The sequence below is a fragment of the Rhodococcus sp. WB9 genome, assembly GCF_007558985.1.
In the GTDB taxonomy this organism is placed as follows: Bacteria; Actinomycetota; Actinomycetes; order Mycobacteriales; family Mycobacteriaceae; genus Rhodococcus_F; species Rhodococcus_F opacus.
The window spans coordinates 3,634,032-3,659,918 of the sequence record NZ_CP041769.1 but is presented as its reverse complement, the minus strand read 5'-3'; the positions used below and the strand labels follow the sequence as shown (position 1 = coordinate 3,659,918).

The 25,887-nt window shown below is 69.4% G+C and carries 2 protein-coding genes (1 of these 2 cut by a window edge); one reads left to right on the top strand and one right to left on the bottom strand.

Annotated features, from left to right (window positions below; genetic code table 11):
* Positions 1–23,113: the 3' portion of a non-ribosomal peptide synthase/polyketide synthase gene (locus FND50_RS16930; protein ID WP_186301299.1), read on the top strand. The gene continues 3,554 nt to the left of window position 1, outside the view; the window shows 23,113 of its 26,667 coding nt (coding positions 3,555–26,667); its start codon lies beyond the left edge, outside the window; it ends in the stop codon at positions 23,111–23,113.
* Here FND50_RS16930 and FND50_RS16925 read toward each other — a convergent pair.
* The gene (locus FND50_RS16925) at positions 23,089–25,887 is read right to left on the bottom strand and encodes a non-ribosomal peptide synthetase (protein WP_144289081.1); all 2,799 of its coding nucleotides are present in this window, start codon (positions 25,885–25,887) and stop codon (positions 23,089–23,091) included. The two genes, FND50_RS16930 and FND50_RS16925, sit on opposite strands and share 25 nt — an antisense overlap.

Sequence of the window (25,887 nt, the reverse complement as noted above, 5' to 3'; positions counted from 1 at the left end):
GGCCGCGGTCGTCACCCTCGACGTCATTCCGCGTACCCCGAGCGGCAAGCTGGACCGTGCCGCGCTCCCCGCGCCGACGTTCGAACCGCGGAGCGGCACCGGCCACCGGCCGCGCACGCCGACGGAAGACACGGTGGCGTCGGTGTTCGAGACCGTGCTCGGTGTCACCGGCGTCGGTGTGGACGACGACTACGTCGATCTCGGCGGAGGTTCCCTGGCGGCGACCCGGGTGGTGGCACGGCTGAATTCCGCCCTGGGAACGTCGCTGGACGTCCGTGATCTCTTCGAGCATCCGACGGTCGCCGCACTCGCCGGTGTTGTCGACAGCCGACGCGGTGACGGATCCGGGCGGCCTCCACTCCGCCGGTTCCCGCGTCCCGCCAGGATTGCGCTCTCCCCGGCCCAGGAACGCATGTGGTTCGTCAACCAGTACGACCCACACTCCCCCGCCTACGACATTCCGCTGATCGTCCGGCTCACCGGGCACCTCGACGTCGTCGCCCTCGCCGCAGCGATCGGCGACGTCGTCGAACGGCACGAGTCGCTTCGCACGGTGTACCCGTCCTCGGACGACGGACCACATCAGGTGATCCTGCCCGCCGAGCGGGCGCTGCCCCGGGTCGAGATCGTGCAGGTCGACGGTCCGTCCGACCTCGACGAGCACGTCGCCCGGGCCGCGGCCGCGCCGTTCGACGTCACCGTCGACGGGCCGCTGCGCGCGTCTCTGTTCGCGATGAGCGACACCGACCACGTACTGGCGCTGGTGATCCATCACATCGCGGCCGACGGTGCGTCGGCCGGTCCGCTGGCCCGTGACCTCTCCGCCGCCTATCGAGCCCGGGTCGGCGGACGCGCCCCGGCCTGGGAACCGCCGGCCGTGCAGTACGTCGACTACGCCTTGTGGCAACACGCCTTGCTGGGTCAGCCCACCGATCCCGACAGCCTCACGTCGCGGCAACTCGACTATTGGAGTGAGTCGCTCCGTGGATCGCCGCCCCTTCTCGCGCTGCCGACCGACCGTCCCCGCCCGCAGCGGCTGTCCCTGCACGGCGGCCGAGTGGAATTCCACCTGCCTCCGGACCTGCACGCCGGCATGCGGGCACTATCCCGAACCTGCACATCGACACTCTTCATGACGTGTCACGCGGCTCTGGCCGTCGTGCTCGCCAGGCTCGCCGGCACCGACGATGTGAGCATCGGCACCCCGGTTGCGGGCCGCGGGGAGCCCGCACTCGACGACGTGGTGGGCATGTTCGTCAACACCCTCGTGCTGCGCACCCGCATCGATCCCGCGGCGGGCTTCGCGGACACCGTGCGCACCGTGCGGGATGTCGACCTGGGCGCATTCGCACACGCCGACTATCCGTTCGAGAAACTGGTGGACGCCCTCGAACCCGAACGCACGGACAGCCGTTCACCGTTGTTCCAGGTTCTCCTCGAGTTCCAGCACATCCTTCCGGCCGGACACGAGGCGCGTGAGCTCGACCTGCCCGGTCTGCACGTCTCGGCGGTCGCCTACGACCCGAAGATCTGTAAGTTCGACCTGCAGGTGTGGCTCAGTGAACGCGTCGATGACGACGGGGCACCGCAGGGAATCGACGGCGGAATCGCGTACGCCACCGACCTGTTCGACGAAGCGACGGTGCGTGGAATTGCCGACCGACTTGTCCGCGTCCTGGGCGTCGTGACCACCGAGCCGGACGCCGTGGTCGGGAACATCGATCTGCTCTCCGACGGGGAACGCGACGTCGCCCTCCGTTCGTGGGCCGCCCCGGACGAACCGGACCCCGCGACGACTCTGCCCGAGGAGTTTGCGCGTATGGCGGCCAGGAAACCGGACGCCGTCGCGCTGTCGTTCGCGGGTGACACGCTGTCGTACGGTGAGCTCGCCGAACGGGTGAACCGAATCGCCCGGCTTCTCGTCGAGCACGGAGTGGAACCGGAACGCATCGTCGCCGTGGCGATTCCCCGCTCCGTGGACTACGTCGCCGTCACACTGGGCGTGCTCGCGGCAGGAGGTGTATGCCTCCCGCTCGATCCCGGATGGGCGTCGCCCACGCGACTCTCCCGGCTGATCACCGACGTCCATGCCGCCGCCCTCGTGACGACGTCCGCTCTGGCGGAACGGCTTCCCCACGGGCACCTGCGCACCCTCGTCCTCGACGCGCCGGGCACCGTCGCCGCCCTCGCAGGCAGGTCGGGTCTCCCGCTGGCCGCCGTCGACGGTGGCGCCGGCCCCTCCCCCGACGCGGCCGCGTACGTCCTGCTCACGCGCGGATCGACGACGCCGCCGAAACCGGTGTCGGTGAGTCACCGCGCAGTACTCTCCGCACTGGCGCGTCCCGCGCACGCCGTCACGACCGAGGATGTCTGGGCAATGGTCCCGGCCTTCGCGGCCGGCGTCACCGTCCTGACTCCGTGGAGCGCATTCCTTCACGGAGGCCGGCTCGAGGTGGTCGACGACACCACCGCCTCGTCACCGGCCGCCCTCGCCGACCTGCTGTACCGCCGCGGCGTGACCATGCTCTCCCAGAGTCCGGCCGCGTACGAGTACATCTCCCGTGCAGGGGAATCCGCGCCGGGGGCGGACGAACGTCGATCGGTCCTGCTCACCGGTGACCCCGTCGACGCCGCGGTCGTGGCTGCCCCCGGAGTCGTTGCCGTATACGCGTCCGTCGAGACCGTATGGTTCGCCGTTGCCGGGGATCGTGCACCGGAATCCGGTGCCGACCGGATGGAGTACCGGCCCGGGCGGGGACGCAGATTCGCGGTTCTCGACGACCGCCTTCAGCCTGTCCCGCCCGGCGTCGTCGGCGAGTTGTACGTCGGTGGCCCCGCACTGGCTCGTGGCTACCACGGCCGGGCCGCCGCGACGAGCACCCACTTCGTGGCGAGTCCCTTCGGGCCGCCCGGCGGACGCATGCACCGCACCGGCGACGCCGCTCGCCTCACGCCGACCGGAAACCTGAACATTCTCTGGCGCCGCGACTTCCAGGCCGCACTGCGCGGCTACCGCATGCCGCTCGGCGACATCGATGCCGTCCTCACCGCGGATCCGCACGTTGCGAATGCAGTCACCGTCGACCACACCTCGCGATCCGGAAAGCCCGCGCTCGTGTCGTATGTCGTGCCGGCCGACGGAGCTGCGCCGGCCATCTCCGACGTCCGCGCCCACGCCGCCATGATCCTGCCTCCGCCCTGGGTCCCGGGCACGGTCGTCGTCCTCGATCGGCTGCCCGTCACGGAGACCGGGGACGTCGACCTCGATGCCCTTCCCGTTCCCGAGGAACTGCGGCACTCGCCCGTCTACCGTGCCCCCGCCACTCCGGCCGAGGAGACGGTGTCGAGGGTGATCGGGCAGGTTCTCGGTATCGGTGGCGTCGGTGTCGACGACAACTTCTTCGAACTGGGTGGCACGTCGCTCGACGCGGCGAAGGTGGTCGCCCGAATCGATTCGACGTTCGGAACCCGGATCGGGATCCGCTCCCTGTTCGAGGCGCCCACGGTACGCGGACTGGCCGCCGTCCTCGACGCGAGCGATGTACACCCCGATCGACCCGCCCTGGGACCCCGGGTGCATACCGAACCTGCACCGGTGTCGTTCGCGCAGCAGCGGATGTGGTTCGTCAATCAGTTCGACGTGACGTCGGCCGTCTACAACGTTCCGATGGTGGTCCGGCTCACCGGACTCCTCGACGTCACCGCGCTGCGCGCTGCCCTTCTCGACGTTCTCGTCCGGCACGAACCGTTGCGGACCCTCTATCCCTTGACCGACACCGGACCGGTGCAGGTCGTCGTCCCCGCCGAGAGTGTTTCGGTCGATCTGGCGCCGTCCCCGGTGGCCGACGCAGCGCATGTCTCCGGCCTCGTCGAGGAGGCCGTCGCCGAGGGGTTCGACGTGACCGTCCGTCCGCCGGTTCGCGTCCGACTGTGGCAACTCGACGAAAGCCACCACGTCCTGGCTGTCGTCGTGCACCACATCGTCGCCGACGGGTCCTCGCTGGCTCCCCTGGCGCGCGACCTCTCCACCGCATACACCGCGCGCCGCGCCGGCCGTGCCCCCGCGTGGGACCCGTTGCCCGTGCAGTTCTCGGATTTCACGGTGTGGCAGCGGGAGATCCTCGGGTCCGTCACCAACCCGGCGTCCCCGGTGGCACGGCAACTCGACTTCTGGCGGACGGCGCTCGCGGATCTTCCCGAACGGTTGGAGTTGCCGCTGGATCGGCCGCGCCCCGCCACCGCATCGTACCGGGCCGCAGCGGTTCCGTTCGTTCTGCCCGCGACGACGCATCGCCGACTCGTCGACTTCGCCCGAGCCCACGACACGACGACATTCGTCGTCATCCACGCGGCCCTGGCCGTGTTGCTGTCCCGGCTCACCGCCACCACGGACGTCGTCGTCGGGTCCCCGACCGCCAGCCGCGGCGAACAGGAACTCGACCCCCTCGTCGGCATGTTCGTCGGCACACTCGTTCTGCGCACGACAATCGATCCCGCGGCCCCGTTCGGTGACGTCCTGGCGGCGGTGCGGGGAGCAGACCTGGCGGCGTTCGCGCACGTCGACATTCCGTTCGAAACCCTCGTGGACGAACTCCACCCACCGCGTTCGGCGGGGAGCCATCCGTTGTTCCAGGTGATGCTGACGTTCCAGAACATCGAGCCGCCACGCCTCGCACTGCCCGGCCTCGAGGTAGTTGTCGCGGACCTCGACCCCCGGGTGTCGCCGTTCGACCTGAATGTGGTGTTGCACGAACAACCGGCCGAGGACGATTCGGGGTCGGGGATGAGCGGGCAGATCGTCTATGCCACCGACCTGTTCGACGCCGACACGATCAGTGCATTCGCCGGCCGGCTCCTTCGGGTGATCACCGCGGGCCTGACCGACCCCGACGCCGTGGTCGGCGACATCGACATCCTCGACGACGCCGAGCGCGGGCTCGTCCTCGACCGCTGGAACGCCACGGCCCACGACCTTCCGGCCGCGACGATCGTGGACCTGTTCGAGGCACGGGTGGCGACGACACCCGACGCGCCTGCCGTCCGCTGTGAGGATCGAACCCTCACCTACGCCGAACTCGACACCTGGTCGACCCGGCTGGCGCGCTCCTTCCTCGTCCGCGGGATCGGCGCCGAATCTGTCGTGGCCCTGGTGATCCCACGCTCCTTCGAGATGCTCGCGGCGATGTATGCGGCGGTCAAGTCCGGTGCGGCGGTGCTCGCCCTCGATCCCGGCCACCCCGCCGACCGCATCGAATCGCTGATTCAATCCTCGTCGGCTGCTCTCGTCGTCACCACCGCCGACGCCGATCCACCCGTTCCGACCGGGGTTCCGGTGGCGCGGTTCGACGACGTCGACCTCTCGGCCCGAGACACCGCACCGGTCACCGACGTGGACCGCGGCGCACCGCTGCGCCCCGACAACCTGGCCTACGTGGTCTACACGTCCGGCTCGACCGGCACGCCCAAAGGGGTGGCGGTATCCCACGCGGCGATCGCGAACCAGCTGGCCTGGTCGCAGGCACTGCTGCCACTGCGCGAGGGTGACCGGACGGTACAGAAGGCGCCGATCGCGTTCGACGTCGCCATCTGGGAGTGCTTCGCGGCTCTGTGCTCGGGAAGCGTCCTGGTTCTCCTCCCCCCGGAACGGCAACTCGACCTCGATTACCTGTCCGGCCTCCTCGACGACATGCAGATCACGCTGGTGGAGTTCGTGCCCTCCCTGCTCGACGTGTTCGTCAACGATCACCGGCACGCCTTCCCCGGTTCGATGCGACGGGTCCTGACCGGGGGTGAGGCGATCACTGCACGGACGGCGAGCAGCGTGCTCGCGCAGGGCGTCCGTCTCGGCAACATGTACGGTCCCGCAGAGGCGGCCGTGACAGCGACGTACCAGAACATCGCGACCGACCACGCCGACACAACGGCGCCCATCGGGACGCCGGTGTGGAACACACAGGTCTACGTCGTCGACGATCGTCTGCACCCCGTCGTCCCCGGGGTGACCGGCGAAATGTACCTCGGCGGTGCCCAGTTGGCCCGGGGATATCTCGGCAGGCCCGCGCTCACCGCCGGCCGGTTCGTCGCGAATCCGTTCGGCGCCCCTGGCTCCCGCATGTACCGAACCGGAGACCTGGCCCGCTGGAACGCCGACGGGCGGCTGGAGTACCACGGCCGCACCGACTTCCAGGTACAGCTGCACGGCTACCGCGTCGAGCCCGGCGAGGTCGAGTCCGTGCTCCTACGTCACCCCGCGGTCGCGCAGGCCGTCGTGGTGCTGCGGGCCGATCGAAACGGCGCAGACCACCTCGTCGGGTATGTCGTACCGGTCCCCGGCACCGAAGTGGCGGAGCAGGAACTGATCGACCACACAAGGTCCCTTCTCCCCTCGCACATGGTTCCGTCCGCAGTGATCCCCCTGTCCACGCTGCCGCTCACGTCCCACGGAAAGATCGACCGGAACGCGCTCCCGGCTCTCGACTTCACGACCCGCGCCGCGGAATTCCGCGCTGCCGGAACAGCTGTCGAGGACGCGCTGGTGTCGCTGGTCGGCGACGTGCTCGGCCTCGAGTCCGTAGGCGTCGACGACTCCTTCTTCGCGCTCGGTGGCGACAGCATCATGGCCATCCAGTTGGTGGCTCGCGCGAAGACCGCCGGACTCGCACTCACTCCTCGGGATGTGTTCGAGCACAGGACGATCGCCCGGCTCGCGCGCGTGATCTCGACACGACCGGAGCCGGGGGCGACCCTCCCCGAACTACCCGGCGACGGGATCGGCTCCTTCCCGCTGCCACCGGCCGCGCGGTGGTTGCTCGAACGCGGCGGCAACCTCGACACGTACTGCCAAGCGGTTCTGCTCACCGCACCACCCGACCTGGACACCGACACCCTCGCCGCCACCGTGCAGACGGTCCTCGACCACCACGACATGCTCCGAGCCCGACTCCGGCGCGGCACAACGGACGAAGACACGGCGTTGGAGGTCCTGGCCGCCGACCAGGCTCCACGGGTCGAGTCGCTGATCCGCCGGGTCGCACTCGATGATGCGGCCGACCTGAGGGGCCGGGCCGAGGTCGAGTCCCGCGCTGCCGCGGCACGTTTGGATCCCGAGAACGGGATCATGCTCCAACTCGTCTGGCTCGACCCCCGCACCCAACCCGGACACCTCCTCATCACCATCCACCACCTCGCCACCGACGGCGTCTCCTGGCGCATCCTCATCCCCGACCTCGCCACCGCCCACCACGCCCACACCACCGGCACCACCCCCACACTCCCACCCGTCACCACCACCGCACGCCGCTACGCCCACGCCCTCACCGACACCACCACCCACCGCGAACACGAACTCCCCCACTGGCGCAACATCCTCACCACCCCCGACCCCCCACTCGGCACCAGACCCCTCGACCCCACCCACGACACCGAAAACACCACCACCCACACCACCGTCGAACTCCCACCCCACACCACCCACACCCTCCTCACCACCCTCCCCACCACCTACCACTGCGGCATCGACGACGCCCTCCTCACCGCCCTCGCCCTCGCCATCACCACCTGGCGCCACCGCCACCACACCCCCACCCACACACTGCTCGTCAACATCGAAGGCCACGGCCGCACCGACCCCCTCATCCCCGGCGCCGACCTCACCCGAACAATCGGCTGGTTCACCACCATCCACCCAACCCTCCTCGACCTCACCGACATCGACCTCGACAACGCACTCACCGGCGGACCCGCCACCGGACACGCCCTCACCACCATCAAAGAACAACTCCACAACACCCCCGACCACGGCACCGGATACGGCCCCCTCCGCTACCTCAACCCCCACACCGCAACCCAACTCCGCAACCTCCCCCAACCCCAAACCACCCTCAACTACCTCGGCCGCTTCGACTACCCGCCGTCAGGTGCGGAGGCGGGCTGGACGCCCGTGACCGATGTGGATCTCGGCCGACACCCCGACTCGGACCTTGCCGCTGCCGCGGTCCTGACGATCGATGCCGCGACGGTCGTCACGGAGGGCACTGCACGGCTGACGGCGACGTGGTCCTACGCCTCCGGTGTGCTCGCCGCGACCGATGTCGACGAGCTCACCGACCTGTGGACCGAAGCGCTCACCGCCCTCGCCGACCACATCAGCCGACCCGGCGCCGGCCGGCTCACCCCCAGCGACCTCGACCTCGTCCACCTCGACCAAACCACCCTCGACGCACTCCACCACCACTACCCCACCCTCACCGACGTCTGGCCCCTCACCCCCTTGCAGGCCGGTCTGCTGTTCCACGCCGAACTCGGCGGGCCCGCCGCCGACGCCTACGTCGTCCAACTCGTCCTCGACATCAGCGGACCCCTCGACCACGACCGCCTGCGCGACGCCGTGGCAGCCCTGCTCGGTCGTCACCCGAACCTGGGCGCGGCCTTCACCCACACGGCGGACGGCACACCGGTACAGGTCGTGACAACCACTGCTCTCGCCTGGGCGCACCACGACGTCACCACCGCACACCGTCCCGCCGCAGAGCTCGACGACATCCTCACCGCGGACCGCGCCGCGCCGTTCGACCCGGCCGAGCCCCCTCTCCTGCGATTCACCCTTGTCACGACCGGTCCCGACGACCACCACCTGGTGCTCACCAACCACCATCTGGTACTCGACGGCTGGTCCACCCCGCTACTGCTGCACGAACTCCTCCAGCTCTACGAGCACCACGCCGATCCCGATGCGCTTGCGCCGGTGCGGCCGTACCGTGATTTCCTCGAATGGCTGGGCACGCGCGATGTCTCGGCGTCCGTCGCCACGTGGGGTCGTGCGCTCGAGGGGGTCGAGGACGCGACGCGGCTCGCACCGGGTCTCGATCCTCACCGGGACGCGGGTCCCTGCGCGGAGCGCGTGGTGACACTGACGACCGCCCAGACGGATGCGTTGCGGACCATGGCCCGCACCCACGACCTCACCCTCCACACCATCCTCGACACCGCCTGGGCCCTCGTCCTCGCCACCCACACCGGCACCACCGACATCACCTTCGGCACCACCGTCTCCGGACGCCCACCCCACATCCCCGGCATCGAAACCATGATCGGACTCTTCATCAACACCATCCCCGTCCGCATCACCCTCCACCCCACCGACACCCTCACCACCCTCCTCCACCACACCCACACCACCCACACACAACTCCTCGACCACCACCACCTCCCCCTCACCCACATCCCCAACCCCCACGCCACCACCTTCGACACCATCACCGTCCACGAGAACTACCCCCACCACACCACCACCCCACCCACCGACCTCACCATCACCACCACCTCCGCCACCGACGCCACCCACTACCCCCTCGCACTCGCCACCACCACCACCGACACCACACTCCACCTGCGGTGCATCTTTCAGCTGTCGGCATTCGATGCCGACAGCGTCGACGCGATCCTCGGGCAACTGGCACGTGTGCTCGTCGCCATGGGATCCGACGCGTCCCTGCCGATCGCCCGCCTGAACCTGCTGGACGCCGCGGAGCACCGAGCGGTGGTGCCGGCCCGGGGCGAGGCAGCCGACGAGCCGCGGACCCTGGGCGCGATCCTCGCGGACGCCGCTGAGCGCTCGCCCGACGCCATCGCCGTAGACGACGGGGCCCGCCGGCTGACGTACGCCGAGCTGCAGGCCCGCGCATTGATCCTTGCCGACCGCCTCGTCGAGACGGGCATCGGTCCGGAAAGTGTGGTCGCCATCGCGATACCGCGGTCCCTCGAATCAGTCCTCGCCGTCTGGGCCGTCGCCGGAACCGGCGCCGCGTTCCTGCCCGTCGACCCGACGTATCCGCAGATCCGCATCCAGCACATGCTCACCGATTCCGGAGTCCTCGTCGGCCTCACCACGAGCAGTCGTCGCGACGCGCTGCCGGACACCGTCACGTGGATCGACATCGAGGGCACGGATGCCGGCCGGACACCGCACACCGGTGACACGGGGGCTCGTCAGGCGCCCACGATCCGCCCCGACAATGCTGCGTACCTGATCTATACGTCCGGGTCCACCGGGGTTCCGAAAGGCGTGGTGGTCGGTCACCGTGGATTGAACTCACTCGCAACCACGTTGCGCGAACGTACCGGGGTGACCGCAGCGTCCCGGGTGGCGCATTTCGCGTCTCCCAGCTTCGACGCGTCGGTACTCGAGTATCTGCTCACGTGGTCTGCGGGAGCCACGGCGGTGATCGTGCCCACCACGATCTACGGCGGGGATGAACTGCGTCGGCATCTCGCCGACAGCCGGGTGACCCATTCTTTCCTGACCCCCACGACTCTGGCCACCCTGGACCCCGGGGGCCTCGACGACCTCGAGTGCGTCGTGACCGGCGGGGAGAAGTGCACCCCCGACGTGATCCGCCGGTGGTCTCCGCACCGTCGACTCATCAACGCGTACGGACCTACGGAAAGTACCGTGGCGGCAGATATCTCGGACGATCCGGCCACCGACGGTGCGAATGTGATCGGCGGCCCGATCCACGGCGTCACCGAGGTCGTGCTCGATGCCCGGATGCAACCGGTCCCGATCCGGGCCCGGGGGGAGTTGTACATCGCGGGCGATGCGATCGCCCGCGGCTACCACGGCAAGCCCGCACTCACCGCCACCCGATTCGTGGCCGATCCGTTCGGCCCACCGGGTGGTCGCATGTATCGCAGCGGTGATGTCGTCCGCTGGAACACCGGGAGCGAGCGGTGTGCCGTCCTCGAATACCTGGGTCGCAGCGACTCGCAGGTGAAAGTGCGTGGGTACCGGATCGAACCCGGCGAGATCGACGCCGCGCTGTCCGGTCATCCGGCGGTCACGTTCAGCGCGACGCTCCCCTCGACGGGCGGCCCGGACACGCGCGGCCAGGACGCGACACTGGTCTCCTACGTGACGACCACCGGCGCGACCGGACCCCGCGAACTCCGCGACTACCTGACGAGTCGGCTTCCCGCACAGCTCGTTCCGTCCGCGGTCGTCGAGATCGACGACATTCCGCGGACGCCGTCGGGAAAGCTCGACCGCGACGCGCTCCGCACCCTCCGATCCACCCCGCTCCCCGCGCAGCTTTCGGCGACCACCCCACTCGAACAGACCGTCGCGGAAATCCTCGCCGCGTCACTCGACCTGTCGAGTCTGGGAGTGGACGACGACTTCTTCGCAGCAGGTGGAGACTCGCTGACGGCGACCCGGGCAGTCGCCCGCGTGAACGCGACCCTGCACACGGAACTCGCCGTGCGCAGTCTGTTCGATGCCCCCACCCCGCGTTCTCTGGCGCGACTGCTCCTGGACGACACCGAATCGGAGCCGCGACCCTCGCTGACCGCCGCCGCGAGGGAGCCGGAGTTCGTGCCGTTGTCGCCCGCCCAGCGACGCATCTGGTTCCTCAACCAATACGACACCACCACCCCCACCTACAACATCCCCCTCACCCTCCACCTCACCGGACACCTCGACACCACCGCCCTCCACCACGCCCTCACCGACCTCATCCACCGCCACCAACCCCTCCACACCACCTACCCCCTCCACCACGGACACCCCACCCAACACATCCACCCCCACCCCACCACACCACCACTCACACCCACCCCCACCACCGAAACCCAACTCCCCCAACACATCAACGCAGACACCACCCAACCCTTCGACCTCACCACCGACACCCCCCTCCACACCCACCTCTACCAACTCGACACCACCCACCACACCCTCACCCTCGTCCTCCACCACATCGCCGCCGACGGCCACTCCCTCACCCCACTCACCCACGACCTCACCACCGCCTACACCGCCCACACCCACCACCAACAACCCCACCCCACACCCCCACCCCTCACCTACACCGACTACACCCACTGGCAACACCAACTCCTCGGCACACCCGACCACCCCACCCCCACCACCCAAACCCAAACCACCTACTGGACCACCACACTCACCAACCTCCCCGACACCCTCCCCCTCCCCACCGACCGACCCCGACCCACCCACCGCACCCACCACGGCCAGTCGGTCCGATTCGAGATCCCCGCCGACGTACACCGCCGCCTGCGTGCGCTCGCGCGGAGCACCGGGGCGACCACGTTCATGACTCTGCATGCGGCCTTCGCGGTCCTCCTCGCCCGCCTGTGCGACACGGACGACGTCGTGATCGGCACCCCCGTCGCCGGCCGCCCCGATCCCCGGCTGGACCAACTCGTCGGCATGTTCGTCGGGACGCTCGTCCTCCGGACCCCGGTCGACTCGGCCGATTCGTTCCGCGAAGTGCTGACCAGAACCCGCGATGCGGACCTCGGTGCATTCATGCACGCCGACGTGCCCTTCGAGATGCTCGTCGACGTGCTGGCGCCGGAGCGGTCCACGACGCACACACCGTTGTTCCAGGTCCTGATCGACTATGGGACCGAGGTACCACTCCACCTCGAGCTGCCGGACCTGACGGTGACGGTCGCCGAGGACGCTCTGCCCCTCGCGAAGTTCGACCTTCAGCTCACCCTCCGCGAACATGCGGACCCCACACACCCCGGCCTGTCGGCCGCGTTGACCTATGCCACCGACATCTTCGACCGCGCCACCGTCGAGAGTGTCGCGGTGCGCTTCCTCCGGCTCCTCGACTCGGTGACCGCGGACCCCGCCCGGCCAGTCGGGGACGTCGACCTCCTCGACGTCACCGAACGGGCCACGCTGACGACCGGGTGGAATACCCCTTCGCCGGTGGCGGAACCAGCCGAGGCCACACTCGCCGACCGGTTCACTCGGTCCGTCCACCGCTTCGCCGGCGAATCGGCGCTGACCGATGCCGACGAAACGCTCACCTACGCGGCACTCGGTGCCCGCGTCTACCGACTCGCCCGGCATCTCGTCGAACTGGGCGCCGCCCCCGACACGGTCGTCGCCGTAGCACTGCCACCCTCGATCGATCTGGTCGTCGCCCTGCTGGCCGCACAGCAAGCGGGAGCCGGCTACCTCGCCCTCGACGTCGGTCACCCGGCGGACCGGCTCGACGCCACGATGTCCGACGCTGCCCCGGTGTGTCTCGTCTCCTCCACCGACCACGCGGCCCGCTTGCGGAGGGACCTGCCCACGGTGCTCGTCGACGACGCGGACACACGCGGGTGCCTGATGGATCTGTCGCCGGAACCGATCACCGATCCGGAGCGACGGGCCGCGCTCACCCCCGACGCGGTCGCGTACGTCGTGTACACGTCGGGGTCGACCGGACGCCCGAAAGGTGTCGTGGTGACACACCGTAATGTCGCGACGCTGTTCGACAACGCGCGGACTGCGTTCGAGTTCGCCGAGACCGACGTGTGGACGCTCTTCCACTCGGCCGCCTTCGACTTCTCGGTATGGGAGTTGTGGGGCGCCCTCCTGCACGGTGGCCGCCTCGTCGTCGTCGACACCGTCACCGCGCGGTCACCCGACGAGTTCCTGGGCCTGCTCGGCCGGGAGCGGGTGACGGTCCTGTGCCAGACGCCCACCGCGTTCGCCCAGTTGGCCGCGGCGGAACGGAACCAGCCGACCGACCTGGCGTTGCGGTGCGTCGTCTTCGGCGGCGAAGCCCTCGAGCACGGTCACCTCGTCGACTGGCTCGACCGGCACCAACCAACCCGGCCGCAGCTCGTGAACATGTACGGCATCACCGAGACCACCGTGCACGTGACCAGGCATCCCCTCGGCGATACCCGTCCCGCTGCGCGGTCGGTCATCGGCCGGGCCGTTCCGGGGCTGCGCGTGTACGTCCTCGACCGGCGGCTCCACCCCGTACCCACCGGAGTGACCGGCGAGATGTACGTTGCCGGGAACCAGGTCACCCGTGGGTACCTGCACCGATCCGGGCTGACGGTGACCCGGTACGTGGCGGACCCGGCCGGGCGCGGAGAACGCATGTACCGCACCGGTGACCTCGCACGTTGGACCGCGCAGGGTCAACTCGAGTTCCTCGGACGTAGTGACGCCCAAGTTCAGCTGCACGGCTACCGAATCGAGCCCGGCGAGGTCGAGGCCACGCTCGTCCGCCACCCGGATGTCGCACAGGCCGCGGTGTCGGTTCGTTCCGACGACCGAGGCGCCGAGCGCCTGATCGGGTACGTCGTGCCCGCCCGGGACGGTGCACAGACGAGGACTGTCGACATCGATCGCGTCCTCGGCTTCGCCCGAACGACTCTCGCACCGCAGATGGTGCCGGCAACGCTGGTGGTCCTGGACCGCCTGCCGCTGACCCCGAACGGCAAGCTCGATCGCCGGCAGTTGCCCGCACCCGACTTCGCCGAACACGTCGCCACGGGTCGCGCTCCGGCGACCGTGACGGAGACGGCCCTCGCCGCGGTTTTCGCGGAGGTCCTCGGCGTGCCGTCCGTGAGTGCCGACGAATCCTTCTTCGCACTCGGTGGCGACAGCATCATGGCCATCCAATTGGTGGCCCGTGCCCACGAGGACGGTGTCTTCGTTACTCCCCGAGACGTTTTCGAGCACCAGACCGTGGCCGCACTCGCCGAGGTGGCGGCCACCCGGAACCCGGACGTGCTGGCCGAGCTTCCCGGCGGTGGTGTCGGGACCGCACCGCTCGTGCCGATCGCGCGGTGGTTGCTCGAACGCGGCGGCAACCTCGACACGTACTGCCAAGCAGTCCTGCTCACCGCACCACCCGACCTGGACACCGACACCCTCACCGCCACCGTGCAGACGGTCCTCGACCACCACGACATGCTCCGAGCCCGACTCCGGCGCGGGATATCGGACCAGGACACCGTCCTCGAGATCCCACCGGCCGGAACAATCGCGGCCGCACCCCTCATCACCCACGTCGCGGTCGAGACGCACTCCGACAACGACCTCGCCGCGATGGCACGCGCGCAACTCGACGCCGCAACGCACCGACTCGATCCCGAGAACGGGATCATGCTCCAACTCGTCTGGCTCGACCCCCGCACCCAACCCGGACACCTCCTCATCACCATCCACCACCTCGCCACCGACGGCGTCTCCTGGCGCATCCTCATCCCCGACCTCGCCACCGCCCACCACGCCCACACCACCGGCACCACCCCCACACTCCCACCCGTCAACACCACCGCACGCCGCTACGCCCACGCCCTCACCGACACCACCACCCACCGCGAACACGAACTCCCCCACTGGCGCAACATCCTCACCACCCCCGACCCCCCACTCGGCACCAGACCCCTCGACCCCACCCACGACACCGAAAACACCACCACCCACACCACCGTCGAACTCCCACCCCACACCACCCACACCCTCCTCACCACCCTCCCCACCACCTACCACTGCGGCATCGACGACGCCCTCCTCACCGCCCTCGCCCTCGCCATCACCACCTGGCGCCACCGCCACCACACCCCCACCCACACACTGCTCGTCAACATCGAAGGCCACGGCCGCACCGACCCCCTCATCCCCGGCGCCGACCTCACCCGAACAATCGGCTGGTTCACCACCATCCACCCAACCCTCCTCGACCTCACCGACATCGACCTCGACAACGCACTCACCGGCGGACCCGCCACCGGACACGCCCTCACCACCATCAAAGAACAACTCCACAACACCCCCGACCACGGCACCGGATACGGCCCCCTCCGCTACCTCAACCCCCACACCGCAACCCAACTCCGCAACCTCCCCCAACCCCAAACCACCCTCAACTACCTCGGCCGCTTCGACTACCCGCCGCACGGGCCCTCGAACGGAACCGGCTGGGAACCGGTAACCAGCATCGAGTTCGACACCACGATCCTCGGAAACGTGCCCGTCACAGCGATTCTCGACGTCAACGCCTACGTCTACGAATCAGGGGGCGTCCCGATCCTGCGCGCCACCTGGGTGTATCCGCCCGGTGTGCTCCCGGCGGCCGACGTCGACGAGCTCACCGACCTGTGGACCGAAGCGCTCACCGCCCTCGCCGACCACATCAGCCGACCCGGCGCCGGCCGGCTCACCCCCAGCGACCTCGACCTCGTCCACCTCGACCAAACCACCCTCGACGCACTCCACCACCACTACCCCACCCTCACCGACGTCTGGCCCCTCACCCCCTTGCAGGCCGGTCTGCTGTTCCACCACGAACTGACCAGCCAGGCCCTCGACACCTACGTCGTGCAACTCGTCCTCGACATCGACGGACCCCTCGATCCTGACCGCCTCCGCGACGCCGCGGACACCCTTCTCGGCCGTCACCCGAACCTCCGCGCCGCTTTCGGACACACTCCCGACGGCACACCGATTCAAATCGTCACTCCTGCAGCACTTCCCTGGAATCACCACGATCTCAGCGACGAACGCGACGGGACGGTCGCTCACGATATCGTCACCGCCGACCGCACCACCGCGTTCGACCTGACCGAGCCACCCCTGCTCCGGCTCACGCTCATCACCCACGGACCGACCCACCACCAGATCGCACTCACTCATCACCACATCCTGCTCGACGGCTGGTCCACGCCCCTTCTCCTGCACGAACTCCTCCAGTTGTACGAGCACCACGCCGACCCCGGCGCCGTGCCTCGACCCCTCCCGTATCGCCGCTACCTGGAGTGGCTCACCCAGCAGTCCCTCGAGGAGAGCCGGGCCGCGTGGGCCGACGTCCTCGACGGACTCGAGGGACCGACGATCCTGCTGCCGTCCGCGCGCGGCCGCGTCCCCTCCACGTTTCCCGACGAGTATCGGGTCTCGCTGTCAAGGGAGCACACCGATGGGTTGCGGACCGTGGCCCGCACCCACGACCTCACCCTCCACACCATCCTCGACACCGCCTGGGCCCTCGTCCTCGCCACCCACACCGGCACCACCGACATCACCTTCGGCACCACCGTCTCCGGACGCCCACCCCACATCCCCGGCATCGAAACCATGATCGGACTCTTCATCAACACCATCCCCGTCCGCATCACCCTCCACCCCACCGACACCCTCACCACCCTCCTCCACCACACCCACACCACCCACACACAACTCCTCGACCACCACCACCTCCCCCTCACCCACATCCCCAACCCCCACGCCACCACCTTCGACACCATCACCGTCCACGAGAACTACCCCCACCACACCACCACCCCACCCACCGACCTCATGATCACCACCACCTCCGCCACCGACGCCACCCACTACCCCCTCGCACTCGCCGCCACCACCACCGACACCACACTCCACCTCAAGTTCGAGTTTCTGCCGGAGTTCCTCAGCCGCAACGACACCGAGGCGATCGCGGCGCGCATGTGCCGGGCACTGGAGGTCATCGCGACGGCACCGGAGACGACCGTCGCGTCGGTGCGGCTTCTCGGCTACGACGAGTTCCGTGCGCTCGCGCCCGTGCGCGGTGGTCCCGCACCCGCCACCCGCACTCTCGCCGCGATCGTCACCGACGCCGCAGCCCTCGATCCGGACGCCGTCGCGCTCGAGGACTCCGGTCGCGCGGTGAGTTACCGCGACCTCGACGAGGCGTCGAACCGGCTCGCGCGCCTGCTGATCACGCACGGCGCCGGCCCGGAACGCTACGTTGCCCTGGCGATTCCGCGTTCCGCCGACTCGGTGCTCGCGGTCTGGGCGATCGCCAAGACCGGGGCCGCTTTCGTCCCGATCGACCCGGGCTATCCCGCCGCACGCATCGCCGACATGATCGCCGATTCGGGTGTCGCGCTCGGCGTCACACTGACACCGCAACGTGAACGGCTCCCGGACACGGTGCCGTGGCTCGTCCTGGACGAACCCGGGACGATCACGACGGTCGAACAACAGTCGAGCGGTGCCCTCGGTGACGCCGATCGCCGCGTGCCATTGCTACCCGACCATCCCGCGTACCTGATCTACACGTCCGGATCGACCGGTGTCCCGAAAGGCGTGGTGGTTCCGCACCGCGGGCTGGCCACGCTGGCCGCGGCGCAGGCGGCCGGCCTCGGTCCGGGGCGGCACTCGCGCGTGCTCCACTTCTCGTCACCCTCGTTCGACGGATCGGTGTTCGACTACCTTCTGGCGTTCGGCTGTGGCGCGACTCTGGTGATCAGCCCGCCGACCATCGTCGGCGGCACGGAACTGTCCCGCTTCGTCGCCGCCCAACGGGTGACGCATGCCTTCGTCCCGACTGCCGCACTAGCCTCGGCCGATCCCGACGACCTCGACGGATACGACGGGTTCGGCGAAATTCTCGTGGCCGGAGAAGCGTGTCCGCCCGGTCTGGTGACCCGGTGGTCCCGTGGCCGTGCTCTGCGGAACGGCTACGGCCCCACCGAAACCACCGTGATGTCCAATATCAGCGCGCCGCTCACACCCGGGTCCGAAGTGACGATCGGCGGCCCGGTCGCCGGTGCGGACGAAGTGGTGCTGGATGCGCGGCTGCAGCCGGTCCCGGACGGCGTTCCGGGTGAGTTGTACATTGCCGGGTCGGGTCTGGCCCGCGGATACCACCGGAGGCCGGGGCTGACCGCCGGACGCTTCGTCGCCGCCCCATACGGCCCGGCGGGCGAGCGGATGTACCGGACCGGCGACATCGTCCGCTGGGTCGCCGACACGTCCGGCGGTCGGGTGGTCGAGTACCTCGGCCGCGCCGACTTCCAGGTGAAGGTGCGCGGGTTCCGCATCGAACCCGGCGAGATCGACTCCGTCCTCGGCGACCACCCGGACGTGGAATACGCCGCGACACTCACCCGCACCGGGCCCGCCGGGGACCCGATCCTCGTCTCCTATGTCGTCGGTTCCGCGGAGCTCGCCCCGGCACGACTCTCTGCCTATCTCACCGAACGACTTCCGGCGCACATGGTGCCCGGTGCGATCGTGCCGATCGACCGGATCCCGCTGACCCCCGTCGGCAAACTCGATCGCGCCGCGCTGCCCGCTCCCCGGTTCGACTCCCCGGCCGATCCCGCGCACCGACCGACGTCGCCCGTCGAGGAGACCGTCGCGAACGCGTTCGCGGCCGCTCTGGGGCTCGAGCACGTCGGTGTCGACGACAACTTCTTCGAGGCGGGCGGCAACTCGCTGACGGCGACACGGGTGGTGGCGCGGGTCAATTCGATGCTGCACACCCACATCGACGTCCGGGCCGTGTTCGAGGACCGGACACCACGGGTCCTGTCCACCCACCTCGACCACGACTCGAACGATGCCCCGTTGCCGGTGCCCACTCCGGGGAACCAACCCGAGTTCGTGCCGTTGTCGCCCGCCCAGCAACGCATCTGGTTCCTCAACCAATACGACACCACCACCCCCACCTACAACATCCCCCTCACCCTCCACCTCACCGGACACCTCGACACCACCGCCCTCCACCACGCCCTCACCGACCTCATCCACCGCCACCAACCCCTCCACACCACCTACCCCCTCCACCACGGACACCCCACCCAACACATCCACCCCCACCCCACCACACCACCACTCACACCCACCCCCACCACCGAAACCCAACTCCCCCACCACATCAACGCAGACACCACCCAACCCTTCGACCTCACCACCGACACCCCCCTCCACACCCACCTCTACCAACTCGACACCACCCACCACACCCTCACCCTCGTCCTCCACCACATCGCCGCCGACGGCCACTCCCTCACCCCACTCACCCACGACCTCACCACCGCCTACACCGCCCACACCCACCACCAACAACCCCACCCCACACCCCCACCCCTCACCTACACCGACTACACCCACTGGCAACACCAACTCCTCGGCACACCCGACCACCCCACCCCCACCACCCAAACCCAAACCACCTACTGGACCACCACACTCACCAACCTCCCCGACACCCTCCCCCTCCCCACCGACCGACCCCGACCCACCCACCGCACCCACCACGGGGACCGGGTCGCGTTCCGCATCGGACGGGACCTGCACCGGTCACTATCGACGCTCGCGCGGCAGAACAACTCGACGCTCTTCATGGCGATCCACGCGCTATTCGCTGTCCTCCTCGCCCGCCTCAGCGGCAGTTCCGACATCGTGATCGGCACCCCCGTCGCCGGCCGCCCCGATCCCCGGCTGGACCAACTCGTCGGCATGTTCGTCAACACACTCGTCCTGCGCACACCTGTCGACGGCTCCCGGTCGTTCACCGAGGTACTCGACCGCACCAGGGACGTCGACCTCGGTGCCTTCCTCCACGCCGACCTGCCTTTCGAGCGCGTCGTCGAGGCCGTGGACCCGCCGCGGTCGACCTCCCGCTCACCGCTGTTCCAGGTGTCCCTCGAATTCGAGAGCGTCCTACGACCCGAGATCACGCTGCCGGACCTGACCGTCACGGTCGCGGAGTACACGCCGCCCGTCGCCAAGGTCGATCTCGAACTGGTGGTCGCCGAGACGTTCGACGAGTCCGGTGCCCCGGACGGGATCGCCGCCGGATTCACCTACGCCACCGACATCTTCGACGCCGCGACCGTGCAGGGCTTCGCCGATCGTCTGACCCGTCTCGTCGCGGCGGTCGTCTCCGACCCCGACGACCCGGTCGGGGATCTGACGCTCGGCGACGAGGACGAGGACGCATCGGTCTCCGGACCGCCCGGCCTCCCGGCGCGGGTGTGGCCCGACCTGCTGGCCGGGGCGGCGGAGCGGCACTCCGACCGGGTGGCCGTGTGCGACGCCGGTCGCACGCTCGCCTATCGCCAACTCGACGCCGACTCCGCGCAGTTCGCCCGGCTGCTCATCGCTCGGGGTGCCGCACCGGAAAGGTTCGTCGCCCTCGCATTGCCGCGATCCCTCGCGTGGGTCCGCGCCGTGTGGGCGGTCGCCCGCTCGGGTTCGGCGTCGGTACCCGTCGACCCGACGTATCCGCCCACCCGGATCACCCACATGCTCGACGACTGCGGAGCGGTACTCGGCGTCACCGTCGCCCGGTACCGCACACAGTTGCCGGACACGGTCGAGTGGCTGGTGCTCGACGATCCCGACCTCGAGACGCAGATGCGGCACCTTCCTGCCACCCCGGTGACCGACCTCGACCGCGCGGGTCCGCTGCACCCGGACAACCCCGCCTATCTGATCTACACGTCCGGATCGACCGGCACTCCGAAGGGGGTTGTGGTGTCGCATCGGGGTCTTTCGAACCTGTTCGAGCAGGAACGTCACCACCTGCAGGTCACCCCCGATGCGAGGGTCTCGCATCTCGCGTCCCCCAGTTTCGACGCGGCGCTGTTCGAGTTGACGATGGCGTTCTGCGCGGGGGCGCGGGTCGTGCTCGTCCCCCCGCTGACGTATGGCGGTGCGGCGCTGGCGGATATCCTGGCCGGCGAGCGGATCACCCACGCGTTCATCACCCCGACCGCGCTGGCATCGCTCGATCCGACGGGGCTCGACTCGCTGCAGGTCCTCACCGTCGCCGGTGAACCGTGCCCGGCGGACCTGGTCCGGCGATGGGCGTCCGCCCGGCGCATGCTCGATGCGTACGGTCCCACCGAGACGACGATCTGGTCGCATGTCAGTGAACCGCTGGCACCGGCGGAACCCGTCACCATCGGGCGCCCCGTCCGCGGGTTCACCGCCGCCGTCCTCGACGCCCGGCTGCATCCCGTTCCCCCGGGCACCCCGGGTGAGCTGTACCTGGCAGGGCCCGGCCTGGCCCGCGGCTACCACGCCCGCCCGGCCACGACGGCGACCCATTTCGTCGCCTGCCCGTTCGCCGCCCCCGGGTCGCGGATGTACCGCACAGGTGACCTGGTACGCACCCGGCCCGACCTCACGCTCGAACACCTCGGGCGTACCGACTTCCAGATCAAGGTGCGCGGATTCCGGGTCGAGCCGGGCGAGGTCGATTCGATCCTCGCGGCGCGCACGGACATCGGTTTCGCGGCCACCGTCGGGCGAACCGGACCAGACGGGGAACCGATACTCGTCACCTACGTCCGCGGTGCGACCGGCGCGGACGTAGACGCGAGTGCGGTGCGCACGGCGTTGTCCGCGCAGCTTCCGCCGTACCTGGTTCCCGCCGCGGTCGTCGTACTCGACGAGGTGCCGCTCACCCCGGCCGGCAAGCTCGACCGCTCGGCCCTCCCCGAACCCGAGTTCGGCCCCCGGCCCGAACGATTCCGTGCCCCGTCCACGGCAGTGGAGCGAGCCGTCGTCGAGGCTTTCGCGAAAGTCGTCGACACCGGCGAGGACCGCGCGATCGGAGTGGACGACGACTTCTTCACGCTCGGCGGCACGTCACTGTCCGCGGTCCGCGTCGCCGCGGCCCTGCAGCGGCGACTGGGCCGGCCAGTTCCGCTTCCCGCCCTCTTCCTCGACCCCACCCCCGCAGGTCTGGCGGCCCGCCTCACGACCGAAGCGCTGCCCGCGTCGGTCGAGGATGCGCTCCGGGTTGTCGTGCCGCTGCGCCGTGGTGGTCGGCTCGCACCACTGTTCTGTGTCCATGCCGGAATGGGCCTGGCCTGGGCGTACACCGGCATGGTCCGCCATCTCTCACCGGACCGGCCCGTGTGGGGACTGCAATTGCCCTCCCTCGGCGGCGGTCCCGAGTACGACTCCATCGAGGAACTGGCACACCGATACCTCGACGAGGTCCGTACCGTCCAGCCGGCGGGACCGTATCATCTGCTCGGCTGGTCGCTCGGCGGGCTGATCGCGCATGCCATGGCCACCGAGCTGCAGGACCGGGGTGAGGAGGTCGGGTCCCTTGTGCTCCTGGACAGTCACCCTGGCGGCGCGACGGCCGATCCCGAAGCCTTGGATGCCGGCGACCTTCTGCGTGGTCTGGGAGTCGACGGCAGCCCCGGCGAGGACGCCCGGTCTCTCACGTACGCGGACGTCGGCCGCCGTCTCGGCGAGTCCTACGGTCCCGCCGCGGCTCTGACGGCAGACCAGCTGCGGCGAATCGCCGAGGGATATGCCCGGTCGACCCGGCTGTCGACGAGATTCGCCCCGAGAGTCTTCCGCGGTGACGCGCTCCTGCTCACCGCAGCGGACAGTTCCCGCGCCGGCGGTGCGCCGTCCGTCAACGCCGGATTGGGCCACTCGATCACCGGCACCGTGCAGGACGAACGCGTCGATTGCGCACACAACGACATGATGAAACCGGGTCCGGCACGGGCGATCGGCGTACTCGTCGAAACCTACGTATCCGGTCGGGGCGGATAGAGCCGCGCGAGAGTGCCGCAGATTCCGCGAATGCTCGGATGCCGGTACAGCTCCCGCATCGGGAGAGCCGGAAGGCCGAGCCGCCGCATCATGCCGTCGGCCTTGATCGCGCACAGCGAGTTACCTCCGAGCTCGAAGAGGTTGTCGTCCAGCGACACCGGGACCCCCAGCACCGACTCCCAGATGTCGGTGAGCGTCCGCGCCGTTCCCACCTCGGCGAGCGGGCCGTCCTGCGGTTCGACGGCAGTGTGCGACACGGACCGCGGGACCGGCGCGGGAAGCCTTGTCACGTCGAGTTTTCCGTTGAGGGTGAGCGGCAACGCGTCGACCACCGTGATCGTGCGGGGCACCATATGCTCGGGTAGGAATCGGGCTACGCGTTCCCGTATCGCCGCGACCGTCTCGGTCTCCGTCGCCGACCCGGCCGCAACGACGTAGGCGTCGATCGCGAGTCCGGCCGGGTCCTCCGGCCTCCCCGACGGCACCACGGCCGCTGCCGCGACGACGGGGTCGTCGAGAAGCACGGACCGCACCTCGCCGAGTTCTACACGGAACCCGCGAATCTGGACCTGGAAGTCGAGTCGACCGAGATGCTCGAGACGGCCGTCGTCACGGATCCTTCCGCGATCGCCCGTGCGATACCACCGGGCCCCGCCGGGTGCCGCGACGAAGCGGCCGGCCGTCAATCCGGGACGGTCGAGGTACCCCAGCGCGACACCGGCTCCGCCGACGCAGATCTCGCCGGCCACGCCGGGCGGCAGCGGATAACCGTTCTCGTCCGCGACCACCACCTCCCAGCCGGGTAGTGGATGCCCCACCGTTGGTGTTCCGGTCAGGCCGTCGCGCCGTGTCACGGTGTGCGCGGTGACGTGCACGGTGGTTTCCGTCGTCCCGAACATGTTCACCAGCCGGCATCGCGATTCCGGATACCGATCGAGCCACGGCAGTACCACACGAGGATCGAGGGTCTCGCCGCCGAAGACGACCAGGCGGAGCGCGGACAGCGGCTCGAGATCCCGGTCGGCCGCGGCCAGGTGCACGAACGCCGACGGCGTCTGACTGAGGACCGTGACGTGTTCGTCGGCGAGCACGGTGTGGAACTCCACCGGGGACCGCGAGATCCAGTACGGCACGATCACGAGGCGGCCACCGGACGACAACGCGCCCCAGATCTCCCACACCGAGAAGTCGAAGGCGGGCGAATGGAACATCGACCAGGTGTCGCCGGGTGTCGGCGCGAATTCGGTTGCGGTGGACGCCATCAGCGCCGGAACGGCGCGATGCGGAACCACCACGCCTTTCGGCCGGCCGGTCGACCCGGACGTGTAGACCACGTAGGCGGGGGCGCCGTCGCCGCCTACGGCCCAATCCACGTCACCCGGCACCGATGCCGACACCGACAGCTCCGCCGGCGTCACCACCGGTACGCCGTCCCACCCGCCTCCGATCTCGAGTTCGGTGACGACCAATCGGACATCGGCGTCACGCGCCGTGTACACGAGACGATCCGGAGGATGCCGCACATCCATCGGAACGAACGCCGCACCGCTGCGCAACACCGCAAGCATCATCACGACGAGATCGACCGACCGATCCAGGCAGATTCCGACCCGGTCTCCCGGCCCGACTCCGCGATCGTGAAGACCCTGTGCCGCCCAGATCGACTGTTCGTCGAGTGCACCGTAGGTCAGTGTGCGCCGGCCGTGGGTCACCGCGACCGCATCGGGACGCTCGTGCGCGTGCCGGGCGACGAGGTGCTCGATCCGCCCACCGGAGACAGGCGCTCGCACACCGGCACCCAGCGGCGCCACCGCCTCGCCGAACACACCACGTCGTCGGGGGGACGGGTCGCGAAGTCCGTTCACCACGCGGGCGACCCACTGCCCGAACCGCCTGGCGGTATCGGCGTCCACAGATGCAGAGTCGGCGTAGACCTCCAGGGTGGTGTGCCCGCCGGTCTCGACTATCGGCACGAGTGTCAGCGGGAACGGCGCCGACTGGCAGGGGAGGTACGTATGTCCGGGGTCACGCAGAACCGTCTCCAGCACACCGGTAGTCGCATTGCTCATCTCGTCGATCTCCGCGGAATACCGGGGCAATTCCTGTCGCCGTGCGCTTTTCACCTCGTCGATCAGCTCGGCGGGTGAACGGTTCCCGGAGGTGTCGAACGTCAGGTCGACCCGGTTCTCGAACCCGCCGAGCACTCGCGGTGGCCGCGTCCGGTCGCCCCGCCACACCGGAATCGTCACCGAGCGGAGGCCCTGGCATCTGCCGGTGACGACCGCGGCGGCGGCGGCCACCGTCGCTGTCACGTCCTCGCGGGCCCGGCTCAGCGGGTGAGTGGAATGCAATACTGCCGCGCTCCATCCACGCAGTGTCCGACCGTGCCGATGACGGCGAACGGGATTCGCGATCACCGTGTCGGCGCCGATCGCACCAACGAGCACGTCGCACAGGAGCGTGAGCGAGGCCGTGTCGAGATCACGCCGGTCGGCGACCACGACCAGATCGGCTACCTGGTCGGTGTACCGCACCAGGACTGCACGCACCACCGGACCGTCGACCGCGACGGGCCGCCGGCACTCGGCGACGAGCCGGCGCCGTGCCTCCTCCGAAGCCGAGACGGCGGGCACGTCCTCCACCCATAAACGAGTCGGCCGGGTCGCGGGCTCCCACCAGCGACGGGACGCCGTGTCCCACCGCGCCGCGAGCGTCTCCGACCGCACCCCGCTGGGCAGGCGCACCGTCATCGCATGGCCGAACGACGTGCGCAC